A 13,495-nucleotide genomic window follows, 5' to 3' on the forward strand; every position below is an offset into this window, starting at 1 on the left:
GATGGGGTGGATCAAGAAGGCTTGCGGTCGTTCGCGGCGCCGCCCGGCAGCGCGCCGAACATGTGCTGGCTGCACCGCGCGTCGCGCCATGCGGTGTTCAGCCGATGGCCGGACAGCATCCGGCGCGCGACGGGCAGGATCTGTTCGCCGGCCAGCATGCCGAGCAGGCCGAGAAGCGCGATGATCGGCGGCGCGGGCGAATTCACGCCGATCGCGCCGTAGATGACGCCGGCGAGGATGCCGGCGAGCAGCGAGAGGACATACGGTTTCATGGTGGTGCGCCTCGTGAGGGCCGAGCGGCGCCGGAGCGGCGCCGCCGAAGTCTTGAGAGCGTATCGGGTTTGCGTGAAGAAAAAAAGGGCGGGCAGCCCGGAACGGCCATCCATTCGGGAATCGGATCGATTCCATTCCTTGGGTGTTCGCGCCGCGCGTTTGCGGCTTAAATGTTCGGGTCCGGACGATGACGATCCGGCGCCGACGCATTCCGGGCTCCTCCCGTTGTCACGGTCGAGGCAGGCCCCCCTTTTTCCGTTCACAGGACCCATCCGCCATGAGCAACCCGAAGCTTGAAGTACTGACGCCGCAGAACAGCCAGCTGATCTTCATCGACCAGCAGCCGCAGATGGCGTTCGGCGTGCAGTCGATCGATCGGCAGACGCTGAAGAACAACGTCGTCGGGCTCGCGAAGGCCGCGAAGGTCTTCAACATCCCGACCACGATCACGACGGTCGAAAGCGAGAGCTTCTCGGGCCACACCTATCCCGAGCTGCTCGACGTGTTCCCGAACCAGAAGACGCTCGAACGCACGTCGATGAATTCGTGGGACGACCAGAAGGTGCGCGATGCGCTCGCCGCGAACGGCCGCAAGAAGGTGGTCGTGTCGGGTCTGTGGACCGAAGTCTGCAATACGACGTTCGCGCTGTGCGCGATGCTCGAAGGCGACTACGAGATCTACATGGTGGCCGACGCGTCGGGCGGCACGACGCAGGCCGCGCACGATATCGCGATGCAGCGCATGGTGCAGGCCGGCGTGGTGCCCGTCACGTGGCAGCAGGTGCTGCTCGAATGGCAGCGCGACTGGGCGCACCGCGAGACGTACGACGCGGTGATGGCGATCGCGAAGGAGCATTCGGGCGCATACGGGATGGGCGTGGACTACGCGTACACGATGCTCCACAAGGCGCCGCAGCGCACCGCGACGCCGCACGAGTCGATTCCGCCCGTGCCGGCGAAGTAACGGGCCGCGGGCCTCGGTCGCCGCGCGGGATGCGGCGATCGCCGGCCGTCGGCCGTCGCGCGTTCAGGCGGCGGGCAGCGCCCACGGCGCGTGCGAGAAATGGTCGGCGAGGAAATCGAGCAGTACCGTCACGCGCGCGGCGCGCAGCATGCCGGGCGGCGTGACGAGGTTCACGTTGATGTCCGCGATCTTCCAGTCGCTCATCACTTCCTCGAGCTCGCCGCGCTGCAGTTCGTCCCATACCAGGAACTCGGGCTGCAGCGCGAGACCATGACCGCCGACGAGCGCGGGGAGGATCACGTCCGCGTTGTTCGTGCGAATGCGGCCGTGCACGTTCACACCGAAATCCTCGCCCGACGCCGGATGACGGAAGCGCCAGTGCTCGGGCGTCGGCAGGTTCGTGTACGTCAGACATACGTGCTGTTCGATGTCGCGCGGATGCGTGGGACGGCCGCGCCGGTCGAGATACGCGGGCGACGCGACGAGCGGCCGGCGCACCGCGCAGAGGCGGCGCGAGCGCAGCGTCGAATCGCTGAGCTCGGCGATGCGGATCGCGACGTCGAAGCCGCCGGACACGATGTCGACGATGTGGTCGGTCAGCACGAGATCGATGTCGACGCGCGGATAACGCTCGAGAAACGCGGGCAGCACCGGCGACAGGTGGCGCAGCCCGAACGACATCGGCGCATTCACGCGCACGAGGCCGTGCGGCTCGAGCGCCTGCGCGGATGCTTCGTTTTCGATCAGTTCCGCATCGGCGAGCAGCCGGATCGCGCGGTCGCGCAGCAGTTCGCCGGTCGGCGTGAGCGACAGCCTGCGCGACGTGCGGTACAGCAGCATCGCGCCGAGGCGCTTTTCGAGGCGTGCGATCGCTTTCGATACGGTGGGTTGCGATACGCCGAGCGTTTCCGCGGCTTTCGCGAACGAACCGGTCTCCGCGACGCGCGCGAAGATGGCCCAGGCTTCGAGATCAGGAAGGTGTTGCATGGTCGGACGGGATGACGGGAAAGCGAAGGGGATGCGAGGGCGGCGAAGCATGCGGCCGATGCGATGCGGGTCATTCTAATCCGGCCGGGAGAAAAATCGTTATGGAATCTTATCTACTTTCACTGAGCGCCGGCGTGCTGATCGGCGTCGTGTACAGCGTGATCAGGGTGCGCTCGCCGGCACCGCCGCTGATTGCGCTGGTGGGCCTCGCCGGCATGCTGGTCGGCGCGCAGGCCATCGCGCCGGTTCGTCACTGGCTCGGCTTCTGACCGCATCGAGGACAAAATCATGAGCGCAACCGATACTCAACCCGATCTCATCCTGCACAACGGGCGCATCACGACGCTCGACCGCGCGAACCCCGTCGCGACGGCCGTCGCGATTGCCGCCGGCCGCTTCGTCGCCGTCGGCAGCGACGCGGACGTCATGCCGCTCGCGGGCCGTGCGACGAAGGTGGTCGATCTCGGCGGCCGCGGCGTGCTGCCGGGCCTGATCGACAACCACTGCCACGTGATTCGTGGCGGCCTGAACTACAACATGGAGCTGCGCTGGGACGGCGTGCCGTCGCTCGCGGTCGCGATGGAGATGCTCAAGCGTCAGGTCGCCGTGACGCCCGCGCCGCAGTGGGTGCGGGTGGTCGGCGGTTTCACCGAACATCAGTTCGTCGAGAAACGGCTGCCGACGATCGATGAGCTCAACGCGGTTGCACCGGACACGCCCGTGTTCATCCTTCACCTGTACGACCGCGCGTTGCTGAATGCGGCCGCGCTGCGCGTGGTCGGCTATACGAAGGACACGCCGGAGCCGCCGGGCGGCACGATCCTGCGCGATGCCGCGGGCAATCCGACCGGCCTGCTGCTCGCGAACCCGAACGCGACGATCCTCTACGCGACGCTCGCGAAGGGGCCGAAGCTGCCGTTCGAGTATCAGTACAACTCGACGCGCCATTTCATGCGCGAGCTGAACCGGCTCGGCGTGACGGGCGTGATCGACGCGGGCGGCGGCTCGCAGAATTATCCCGACGATTACGAAGTGATCCGCAAGCTGCACGACGCGGGCGAGATGACGATCCGGATCGCGTACAACCTGTTCACGCAGAAGCCGAACGCGGAGAAGGAAGACTTCGTGAACTGGACGAAGAGCGTCAAGTACCACGATGGCACCGACTACTTCCGCAATAACGGCGCGGGCGAGATGCTGGCGTTTTCCGCGGCCGACTTCGAGGATTTCCGCGTCGCGCGGCCGGATTTGCCCGCGCAGATGGAGGACGACCTCGAAGGCGTCGTGCGCGTGCTCGCGGAAAACCGCTGGCCGTGGCGCATGCACGCGACCTATGACGAAACGATCAGCCGCGCGCTGGACGTGTTCGAGAAGGTCAACGAAGACATCCCGCTCGACGGTCTGAACTGGTTCTTCGATCATGCGGAAACCATCTCCGAGAAATCGATGGACCGGATCGCCGCGCTCGGCGGCGGCATCGCGGTGCAGCACCGGATGGCGTACCAGGGCGAATACTTCGTGGAGCGCTACGGCGCGCAGGCCGCCGAGGCGACGCCGCCTGTCGCGAAGATGCTCGGCAAGGGGCTCAAGGTATCGGCCGGCACGGACGCCACGCGCGTCGCATCTTACAACCCGTGGGTATCGCTTGCATGGCTCGTGACGGGCAAGACGGTCGGCGGCATGCGCCTGTATCCGCAGCGCAACCTGCTCGATCGCGAAACCGCGCTGCGGATGTGGACCGAGTACGTGACGTGGTTCTCGAACGAGGAAGGCAAGAAAGGGCGCATCGCGGTGGGGCAGCTTGCCGACCTGGTGGTCCCCGATCGCGATTTCTTCGCGTGCGCGGAAGACGATATCGCCGGCACGACCGCGTTGCTGACGGTGGTCGACGGGAAGATCGTGTGGGGCGCGGGGCCGTTCGCGTCGCACGACGCGCCGATTCCGCCGGCGATGCCGGACTGGTCGCCGGTGCGCGAGTTCGGCGGCTATGGCGGCTGGGGCGCGACGCAGCGCGCCGGCGCGCCGTTGCAGCGCGCGGCGGCCGCCGCGATGTGCGGCTGCGCGAACGAATGCAACGTTCACCAACATGCGCACGCGAGCGCATGGGCGAACGCATTGCCGACGTCGGACGCGAAGGGTTTCTGGGGCGCGTTCGGCTGTTCGTGCTGGGCGGTCTGACGTGGCGGCCCCGACCCCTCGCGGCGGCGCCGGCAACCCGGCATGGGTCCGCTTGCTGCTCCGGCAGCCGTGGGTGCCGCCGCTCGTGCGGCTCGCACTGGTGTCCGCTTATCTGCTCGGCGGCGTCGCGAAGGCGCTCGACTTTCACGGCGCGGTTGCGGAGCAGGCGCATTTCGGCCTGCGGCCGGCCGCGCTGTGGGCGGCGCTCGCGATCGCGGTCGAGATCGCCGGCTCGCTGTGCGTGGTATTTCGCCGTTTCACGTGGCTCGGCGCCGGCAGCCTCGGTATGCTGACGCTCGTCGCGATGTTCGTGGCGAACGATTTCTGGAACCGGACGGGCGCCGAGCGTTTCATGGCGCTCAACAGCTTTTTCGAGCATCTCGGGCTGATCGCGGCACTCGTGCTCGCGACGGTGCTCGACGATGCGCGGCAATCGGCCGATGATGGCCGTTCCATTCGATGACGATGCAACAATCAGGAAATCCGTTGATGAAAACCCTTCGTTCAGTACTGCTCGCCGCGATGTTCGCGGGCGGCCTTGCCTGCGCGCCGACGGCGTTCGCGAAACCGCCGGCGCCGCCCGCCGTGGTGCCGACGCTGGCGGTCGGTCCGCAGTACGACACGACGCACGTGTGCGTCGCCCCCGAAGACTTCGACCGCTTCACCGACAGCTTCGTCGCGACGTTCGGCGGCAAGAAGTCGAAGCAGGGTGTGTTCCAGGTCACGCCGACGCCGAGCCAGACGATGTCGCAGCTCGTGCTGACGCCGGTCGGCACGATCTCGGTGTTCGGCTTCAAGACGCCGATTCCGTATCCGTTCTGCGCGGAGCGCACCGGCTATCTCGTGACCGACATGGACGCGGCCGTGAAGTCGGCGCGCGAGCACGGCGCCGACGTGATCGTCGACACGTTCCCCGACCCGATCGGCCGCGACGCGATCATCGCGTGGGCGGGCGGCGTGAACATGCAGTTGTACTGGCACACGCAGGCGCCGCACTACGATGCATTGCAGACCATTCCCGAGAATCGCGTCTACGTGTCGCCGCAAAGCGTGCGCAAGTTCGTGCACGATTTCGTCAAGTTCTCGAAAGGCAAGGTGGTGTCCGACGACCCGAAGGCGCCGGGCGTCGAAATCGGCCGGCCGGGCGATACGTACCGCCGCATTCGCATCGAGTCGGGCTTCGGCAAGATGACCGTGCTGGTGACGGACGGCCACCTGCCGTACCCGTTCGGCCGCGAGATGACCGGCTACGAAGTGCCCGATCTCGCCGCGACGCTGAAGCAGGCCGAAGCCGCGGGCGTGACGGTGCTCGTGCCGCCGTTCAAGTCGGACGGGCGCGACGCGGCGCTCGTGCAGTTCCCGGGCGGCTACGTCGCCGAGATTCACGCGAGCGCGGCGCGATGAAGCACGAGGACACGATCCTTGCCGCGGTGGCCGGCTTCGTCGACACGCTGAGCTTCGTCGCGCTGTTCGGGCTGTTCACCGCGCACGTGACCGGCAACTTCGTGCTGATCGGCGCGGGCATCGCGGGCTTCGGCCAGGGCGTCGTGCTGAAGCTCAGCGTGTTTCCGGCGTTCGTGTGCGGCGTGATCGCGGCGAGCCTGATCGCGCGGTCGATGGCCGCGCGGCCCGCGTGGCACGGCATGCGCGTGCTGCACGCGGTGCAGGCCGTGCTGCTGCTCGGCTTCTGCGCGGCCGGCGTGTGGGCGACGCCGGTCACGCAGCCCGACAGCCTGCCGGCGCTCGTGGCCGGCATCGTCGGCACGTTCGCGATGGGCGTGCAGAACGCGCATCCGCGCGTGATCGCGCGCGCGGGCGGCGTGCCGAACACGGTGATGACCGGCAACGTCACGCAGGCGATCCTCGACGTCGTCGACATGCTGTCCGCCCGCACGGCCGACGGTGCGCGGGCAACGGCGCGCGCGCGCTTCGCGAAGATGCTGCCGGCGATCGTCGCGTTCGCGCTGGGTGCGGCGGGCGGTGCGCTCGGGTTCCGCTACGTCGGGTTTCTGGCGTTGCTCGCGCCCGCGGGTGCGCTGGCCGTGCTTGCGCTGTGTTCGTCGCAGGCGGCCGGTACGACCACCCCGGAGCGCGCATGATCGAGCGGAGGCGAACGCGGTCCTGCAGCCGACGCGTCGAGCGGGCCGCGCGGTTGTCGATCGTCGCCTGGCTGCTGTTCGCGGGCGCCGATGCGGTCGCGGAAACGGCAGCCGCGTCGAGCTCGACTGCGTCGTCGGCGTCGACGCTTGCATCGGCCTGCACCGTCAAACGCCCGACCGTCCTGTTCAACCGCTGGCAGGAAGACTGGTCGGTGCTCGCGAATCCGTGCGTGCCGCGCAAGCCGCTCGACGGGTTGAAGTACCTCCCGCTCGGCAACGATCCGCAATCCTATCTGTCGCTCGGCGCGAACCTGCGCGAGCGGCTCGAGACCAACGACGCGCCGCTGTTCGGCATCGGCTCCGCGCAATCGGATACGTACGTGATCCAGCGCGTCGAAGTGCATGCCGATGCGCATCTCGGCCCGCACTGGCAGTTCTTCGTGCAATTGCAGGACGCGCGCGCGTTCGGCAAGAACACGGCGTCGCCCGTCGACAGGAATCCGCTCGATCTCGAACAGGCATTCGCGACCTACACGGGCGCGCTCGGCGGCGGCACGGTCAAGTTTCGCGTCGGCCGGCAGGAGATGGCGTTTGACCTGCAGCGCTTCATCGCCGCGCGCGACGGCCCGAACGTGCGGCTCGCGTTCGATGCGGTGTGGGCCGACTACGAATACGGGAAGTGGCGCTTCATCGGCTATGCGACGCAGCCGGTGCAGAACCGCAACGCGTCCGATTTCGACGACGTGTCGAATCGCGATCTCACGTTCAGCGGCGTGCGCTTCGAGCGGCAATCGGTCGGGCCGGGCGACCTGTCCGGCTACTGGTCGCGCTACAACCGCCGTGGCGCACGCTTTCTCGACGCAAGCGGCCCCGAGCATCGCGATGTATGGGACGTTCGCTACGCGGGCACGCAGGGGCGCTTCGACTGGGATCTCGAAACGATGCTGCAGACCGGCACGGTCGGCAACGCCACGATCGGCGCGTGGGCCGTCGGATCGATCGCGGGCTACAGGTTCGATGCGCCGTGGTCGCTGCGCATCGCGCTGCAGGTCGATGCGGCATCGGGCGACCGGCATCCGCGCGACGGCCGCGTCGGCACGTTCAACCCGCTGTTTCCGAACGGCTATTACTTCACGCTGGCCGGCTACACGAGTTACGCGAACCTGATCCACGTGAAGCCGTCCGTGACGCTGAAACCGGCGGCGAACCTGTCGCTGCTCGGCGCGCTGGGCTTCCAGTGGCGCGAGACGACCGGCGACGCCGTCTATCAGCAGCCGAACATCCCCGTGCCGGGCACGGCAGGCAAGGGCGGCCTGTGGACGGGCATGTACGTGCAGTTGCGCGCGGACTGGACGATCGCCGCGAACCTGATCGGCGCGGTCGAGGCCGTGCACTTCCAGGCCGGCGACGCGATCCGGCAGGCGGGCGGGCACAACGCGGATTACGTCGGTGTCGAGCTGAAGTACGGGTGGTGACGGCCGCGCGCGGCAACCCGCACGCGGCATGAAAAAGGGCAGCCCCAGCGGGGCTGCCCTTCGTCCGGGGTCCGGGCCGGCCGTGCGACCGGCCCGTTCGCGGCGGACGCGATGCGATTACAGGTTCGGCGACAGCGCGAGCGCGTTCGTCAGGTCGCCCATCGGCTGCGCACCGTTCGCCTTCAGCGCGTCGTCGCGTTGCTGCAGGCCCGCGAGGCGCGGCAGCGAGAAGCGGCGCGTGATGAAGCGCAGGATCGAGCCCGTGTCGTACTGCGTGTGATCGACGAAGCCCTTCTTCGCGAACGGCGACACGATCAGCGCCGGAATGCGCGTGCCCGGGCCCCAGCGGTCGGCGTTCGGCGGTGTCGCATGATCCCAGAAGCCGCCGTTTTCGTCGTACGTGACGACCACGACCATGTTCTTCCATTGCGGGCTGGCCTGCAGGTGCGCGATCACGTCGGCGATGTGCTGGTCGCCGGACGTGACGTCCGTGTAGCCCGGGTGTTCGTTCAGGTTGCCTTGCGGCTTGTAGAACGTGACCTGCGGCAGCGTGCCCGCATCGATCGCCTTGATGAACTCGGCGCCGTTCGCGCCGCCGTCGAGCAGGTGCTGCGCGCGGCTCGCGGTGCCCGGCGCCTGGTTCGCGAAGTAGTTGAACGGCTGGTGGTGCGGCTGGAAGTTCGGCGTCGACAGGTCGGCGCCGTAGATCACGTTCGACGTGCCGTTCTGGCTCGCCTGCAGCGCCTGGCCCCATGCGCCCGCATACCACGCCCACGACACGCCCGCGTTGGTCATCAGGTCGCCGATGTTGGTCGCCGTCTGCGGCGGCATCGTCGACGGATTGGCCGGGTCGGCGAGCAGCGGGTCGCCGCCCGCGGCCGCCTTGTTGCCGCTCGGCTGATACGCCGGCTGCATCGTATTGATGCCGTAGAAGTCGGGCGTGAGCGCGCCGTCGTTGACGAACTTCGGCGGGCCGCTCAGCGCGGAGGCCGGCGAGTTCGTCGCCACCTTCAGCGATTTGCCGTCGGCATTGAGCACGGCGATCTTGCCGGCCGCCGGGCTCTTGTCGGCGTTCGGGTAGTACGGTGCGCACGCGCAGATCAGGTACTGGTGGTTCAGGAACGAACCGCCGAACGCGCCCATGAAGAAGTTGTCGGCCAGCACGTACTGCTGCGCGATCTTCCACAGCGGCAGCTTCGACGGATCGGCCGTGTAGTGGCCCATCGTCAGGCCGCCCGCGTCGGTCCATGCGGCGTACATGTCGTTCTTGCCGCCGTTGATCTGCATCTGGTCCTGGTAGAAGCGGTGCACGATGTCGCGCGTCGCGATGCTCATCGACTGGTTGAAGCCCTTCGGATCGTCGATCGCGAACGGCGCGTTCGGCAGGTTCGCCGTCATCGCCTCGGTCACCGCCGGCGTGATGCCGGTCGCGGTCAGGCCGCCCCAGATCTTCGGCAGCGTCGTCATCGTCGAGCCGTCCCGATCCTTCTGCACCGAGTTCGCGGCCGTCGCGTTCTGCAGGCCGTTCGCGCCAGGGAAGTTGCCGTACAGGTTGTCGAAGCTGCGGTTTTCCGCGTAAATCACGACGACGTTCTTGACGGCCGACAGACCTTGCTGCGTGACGTCGTCGCCGCCGCAGGCGGTCAGGCTGAGCGCGGCCGCGAGGGCGATCGGCGTGCAGCGAATCCAGGCGTGCTTCTTCATGCGATGTTCTCTCTCATTCGTCGTGGGGCGCGTGTGGGAACCGGGGGCGGGAGGGCCGGCGCGCGAACCTCGCGGTATCGCCCGGCTGCGCGCATTATCTGGAACCGATTTGACAGCAGGGTGTAGGGGCGCTTTCAATTGACTGTCGGTGGAACGTCATTGAGCGGTCACGGAACTGACATAAGCTCCGGCCGATTGCCCACCGCTACCAGAACAACGACGATGCACACCCTTCTGAAATCCTGCGCGTCCGCGCGATCGCTGATCTCCGCCGCGGCGACGCTCGCGGTGGTCGGCGCGCTCGCGGCGCTTGCCGGTTGCGACGCGCGGCCCGGCACGACCGCATCGGCTGCGTCCGTCGTACCGGCGGCTCAGGCGGCCCCGGCCGCCCCGGCGGTCGCGCCGGCCAGCCAGCCGCAGACGCGCGCGCAGGTGTTCGAGGGCGTGAAGCAGATGACGGCGCTCGGCAAGCAGTTGTTCTTCGATCCGTCGCTGTCCGGGTCCGGCAAGCTGGCTTGCGCGTCGTGCCACAGCGCCGAGCATGCGTTCGGGCCGCCGAATGCGCTGTCGGTGCAGCTCGGCGGCGACGACATGCACCGCACCGGCTTTCGCGCGGTGCCGTCGCTGAAGTACCTGCGCGGCATCCCGCCGTTCAGCGAGCACTTCCACGATTCGCCGGACGAAGGCGACGAAAGCGTCGACGCGGGCCCGACCGGCGGGCTCACCTGGGACGGCCGCGTCGATACGCGCGATGCGCAGGCGCGCATTCCGCTCACGTCGCCGTTCGAGATGAGCAGCTCGCCCGCGCGCGTGGCGAAGGCGGTTCGCGCCGCGCCGTATGCCGACGCGTTCCGCAAGGCGTTCGGCGACCAGGTGCTCGGTGACGATCGCGCGACGTTCGATGCGGTGCTGCGCGCGCTCGACGCATTCCAGCAGCAGCCGGCGCTGTTCGATCCGTACACGAGCAAATACGACGCGTATCTGGCCGGCCACGCGCGGCTCACGCCCGCGGAGTTGCACGGGCTGCAGCTGTTCAACGACGAGAAGAAGGGCAACTGCGCGAGTTGCCACATCAGCCAGCGCACGCTCGAAGGCGGCCCGCCGCAGTTCAGCGATTTCGGGCTGATCGCGATCGCGGTGCCGCGCAACCGCGCGTTGCCCGCCAATCGCGACCCGCGCTTTTACGATCTCGGCGCGTGCGGGCCTGAGCGCACCGACCTGAAAGGGCGTGACGAATTCTGCGGGCTGTTCCGCACGCCGTCGCTGCGCAACGTCGCGCTGCGCAAGACGTTCTTCCACAACGGCGTGTATCACTCGCTCGAGGACGTGATGCGCTTCTACGTCGAACGCGACATCCATCCGGAGAAGTTCTACCCGGTCGTGCACGGCAAGGTGCGGATCTACGACGATTTGCCGAAGCGCTACTGGACGAACATCAACCGCGAGCCGCCGTTCGACCGCAAGCGCGGCGACCAGCCGGCGCTGAATGCGGCGGAGATCAAGGACGTGATCGCGTTCCTCGGCACGCTGACTGACGGATATCAGCAAACGGGCGCACCGGCGAAGCCCTAGAAGGCCTTCATCGCAGCACGCATGCTATGCTCGCTCGCTGACGGGCGCGGCGCGTGCCGGTTCGCCGGCATGCACCGCGCCGTTCGATCGAACATCCAAGGAGAAAAACATGTCGATGCGTGCATCCCTTTCCGTCGTCACGCGCGTGCTGGCCGGCGCCGCGTGCGCAGCCGCGATGCTGCCCGCCCATGCGCAGAACAACCTGAACTTCCTGAACGACACGCCGATCAGCTATTTCAGCAAGGCCGACCGCGCGTCGCTCTCGAAGGCGGTCGTGCAGGCGCGCGACGAAGGCAAGGACGGCGAAACCACGACGTGGCAGAGCAGCGGCCGCGGCACGCAGATCGACGCGAAGCTCACGCCGAGCACGACCGAGGCGGACGGCAAGACCTGCCGCGAAATCGCGACCGAAATCACCGCGAAGGGCCAGACGATGACGCTCAAGCCCGTCTACTGCAAGACGGCCGCGGGCAAGTGGCAGTTGCAGAAGCGCTGAGCACGCGCGTGACGAAGCGGGGCGGCGCGCCGCGCACGGTGTCGTGCGGCGTCGTGATCCTCGATGCGGCCGGCCGCGTGTTCCTCGCGCACGCGACCGACACCACGCACTGGGACATCCCGAAGGGGCAGGGCGAGCCGGGCGAGACGCCGGCCGACGCCGCGCTGCGCGAACTGCTGGAGGAAACCGGCATCGAGCTGGACGCCGCGCGGCTGCTCGATCTGGGCCGCTTCGCGTACCGGCACGACAAGGACCTGCACCTGTTCGCGGTGCTGGCGGCCGAAGGCGAGATCGACCCCGCGCACTGCACGTGTACGTCGCTGTTTCCGAGCCGCCGCGACGGCTCGATGATTCCGGAGATGGATGCGTACCGCTGGACCGTGCCGGGCGACATCGATGCGTATGCGAGCCGCAGTCTCGCGCGGCTGTTTCGCACGAAGCTGTCGCTGGTGGAGCTGCATCGGCGGTTGTCGGGTGCGTGATGTGCCGGAAACGGGCGCAGGTCACTACTGGTAGTTGAGTCCGAAGGTCGCCAGTGCCTTGACCGTGCCGGGACTGACGGTCGGGCGCGTCACCACGTATTCCGCATTGAGATCGAGTACGCCGACGTTGGCCGAAACCGGCGCGACGTTGCCCTCCGTTCCTTTTGGCGGAATCACCTTGCTACCGTCGGCGTTGCGCAGATAGATGGCGACGCCTTGGGCGTTCCCGATGTTGGTGAACGCTTTCGCGTCGTTCGGATCGGGTGTACCGGAGAACATGAACGAGGCGCCCTTCACGCCGACGTCGCAATTCTGCACTTGCAGCGAGAACGGAACGCGTCCAGCAGTGCCGCCGACCCCCGGCAGTTTATGTGTCACAACGGGTGGCAGTGTGACCGTCTTACTTTCGTCACCGGCGCGCAGCGAGCACGTGCCTCGCGTGAAGTTCACGGTGCCGCTGATCAAATGCCGGAAATTTTTGCTGGGTCTCTGGTTGACGCCGCCGGTGCCATCGAGCTGAAAGACGCCATAACCGTTCAGCACGGTCGAACCTGACGTGGTGCCGGCGCCCTTTCGGAGCAGAACCAGGGAGTAACTGAGCGTGAAAACCGTTTGGCCTTTGGCCGGTACCGTTTGGCCGGTGGGAATTGATCCGCTCGATTGAGTGAAAGTTTTTCCGTTGAAGACGAGGCCCACTTCCGCGCCGGTGGCTGGTTTGGCGTTCGACGGATTGACCCAGATCTTGACGTCCTCGGTTATGCTGGAATAGCACGTGAAGGTTCGCGTAAAAGTAGGCGATTGCCAGATGACTGTCTTGTCGGGCGTTGATGCAAGAACGTACAGATCGGGCGGCAGCGTCGTCGTTACGGTGACGGAGCCTCCCTCTTCGAAGCACTCCATGGCCAAGCTCTTGAGCGGCGCGGCAAGCGTCAGGACGAGACAGAGTATCTTGGCTGCATGCATGCTGTGATTCCAGTATCGAAAGGACAGCCTGCATTTTGGTAAGTGCGTCAAAAAAGAACAATCAGTCAAGTACTAAATCAAATTTGTCCATCATAGGACAGGCCGCTGGTTTCCGGATGCCGACGTCGCTGGGATGGTCGTTCTGCCGAGCTTCGCATCCGTGTCGACGGCTAGGCGCGCCGCTCGTTCGCCGCCTTCAAAAAAGAAAATGCCGTTCAGCACTTCACTGAACGGCATCGCGGGTCGCGCTGGTCGTTACATGCGCGGAACGGGACGGCCCACGATGCGCGTCCCGGTTCGCC

14 protein-coding genes are annotated in these 13,495 nt (G+C 67.1%); 10 read left to right on the forward strand and 4 right to left on the reverse strand.

The features are described from left to right. Positions 1–11: 11 nt before the first annotated feature. Positions 12–272 carry a DUF1427 family protein gene (locus WS64_RS05240; protein ID WP_060318211.1) on the reverse strand — a complete coding sequence of 87 codons (261 nt, stop codon included), beginning with the start codon at positions 270–272 and terminating at the stop codon, positions 12–14. Between the two features lie 278 nt (positions 273–550). On the opposite strand from WS64_RS05240, the gene WS64_RS05245 reads away from it, so the two are divergent. After that, on the forward strand, positions 551–1,237 hold the full coding sequence (locus WS64_RS05245) for a hydrolase (protein WP_060965912.1): 687 nt from the start codon (positions 551–553) through the stop codon (positions 1,235–1,237). A gap of 63 nt (positions 1,238–1,300) precedes the next feature. On the opposite strand, the gene WS64_RS05250 is transcribed toward WS64_RS05245, so the two are convergent. Further along, positions 1,301–2,224, reverse strand: a complete 924-nt coding sequence (locus WS64_RS05250; RefSeq protein ID WP_059573781.1) for a LysR family transcriptional regulator — start codon at positions 2,222–2,224, stop codon at positions 1,301–1,303. A 101-nt stretch (positions 2,225–2,325) separates the two neighbouring features. Between WS64_RS05250 and WS64_RS05255 the strand changes: the two genes are divergently transcribed. Genes WS64_RS05255 through WS64_RS05280 form a run of 6 tightly spaced genes read left to right on the forward strand, consistent with a single transcriptional unit; the run spans position 2,326 to position 7,976 of the window. Continuing rightward, the gene (locus tag WS64_RS05255) at positions 2,326–2,493 is read left to right on the forward strand and encodes a DUF1427 family protein (RefSeq protein WP_059573780.1); all 168 of its coding nucleotides are present in this window, start codon (positions 2,326–2,328) and stop codon (positions 2,491–2,493) included. Positions 2,494–2,512: 19 nt separating this feature from the next. Next, positions 2,513–4,402: an amidohydrolase gene (locus tag WS64_RS05260; protein ID WP_060965913.1), complete on the forward strand. Its 1,890-nt coding sequence runs from the start codon at positions 2,513–2,515 to the stop codon at positions 4,400–4,402. Between the two features lies 1 nt (position 4,403). Beyond that, complete coding sequence (locus tag WS64_RS05265; RefSeq protein ID WP_060965914.1) at positions 4,404–4,865, forward strand: DoxX family protein; 462 nt, start codon at positions 4,404–4,406, stop codon at positions 4,863–4,865. A 26-nt stretch (positions 4,866–4,891) separates the two neighbouring features. After that, positions 4,892–5,806 (forward strand): VOC family protein, encoded by a 915-nt coding sequence (locus tag WS64_RS05270; RefSeq protein ID WP_060965915.1) that lies wholly within the window; start codon positions 4,892–4,894, stop codon positions 5,804–5,806. Beyond that, on the forward strand, positions 5,803–6,501 hold the full coding sequence (locus WS64_RS05275) for a YoaK family protein (protein WP_060965916.1): 699 nt from the start codon (positions 5,803–5,805) through the stop codon (positions 6,499–6,501). Before WS64_RS05270 ends, WS64_RS05275 begins: the two co-directional genes overlap by 4 nt. Further along, positions 6,498–7,976, forward strand: a complete 1,479-nt coding sequence (locus WS64_RS05280) for an alginate export family protein (RefSeq protein ID WP_060965917.1) — start codon at positions 6,498–6,500, stop codon at positions 7,974–7,976. The genes WS64_RS05275 and WS64_RS05280 overlap by 4 nt, the downstream gene beginning before the upstream one ends. A gap of 117 nt (positions 7,977–8,093) precedes the next feature. Here WS64_RS05280 and WS64_RS05285 read toward each other — a convergent pair whose 3' ends face one another. After that, the gene (locus WS64_RS05285) at positions 8,094–9,680 is read right to left on the reverse strand and encodes an acid phosphatase (protein WP_060965918.1); all 1,587 of its coding nucleotides are present in this window, start codon (positions 9,678–9,680) and stop codon (positions 8,094–8,096) included. A gap of 222 nt (positions 9,681–9,902) precedes the next feature. Here WS64_RS05285 and WS64_RS05290 point away from each other — a divergent pair, with 222 nt between their 5' ends. The 3 genes from WS64_RS05290 (at position 9,903) to WS64_RS05300 (ending at position 12,230) form a co-directional block, all read left to right on the forward strand. Further along, positions 9,903–11,252, forward strand: a complete 1,350-nt coding sequence (locus WS64_RS05290; protein ID WP_060965919.1) for a cytochrome-c peroxidase — start codon at positions 9,903–9,905, stop codon at positions 11,250–11,252. Positions 11,253–11,361: 109 nt separating this feature from the next. Then, on the forward strand, positions 11,362–11,748 hold the full coding sequence (locus WS64_RS05295; RefSeq protein WP_059575947.1) for a hypothetical protein: 387 nt from the start codon (positions 11,362–11,364) through the stop codon (positions 11,746–11,748). Positions 11,749–11,756: 8 nt separating this feature from the next. Next, positions 11,757–12,230, forward strand: a complete 474-nt coding sequence (locus WS64_RS05300) for an NUDIX hydrolase (RefSeq protein WP_059575946.1) — start codon at positions 11,757–11,759, stop codon at positions 12,228–12,230. A gap of 24 nt (positions 12,231–12,254) precedes the next feature. On the opposite strand, the gene WS64_RS32385 is transcribed toward WS64_RS05300, so the two are convergent. After that, a complete protein-coding gene (locus tag WS64_RS32385; protein ID WP_081103778.1) occupies positions 12,255–13,193 on the reverse strand; it encodes a fimbrial protein in 939 nt (312 codons plus the stop codon). Between the last annotated feature and the right edge of the window lie 302 nt (positions 13,194–13,495).

The sequence above is a fragment of the Burkholderia anthina genome (assembly GCF_001547525.1).
In the GTDB taxonomy this organism is placed as follows: Bacteria; Pseudomonadota; Gammaproteobacteria; order Burkholderiales; family Burkholderiaceae; genus Burkholderia; species Burkholderia semiarida.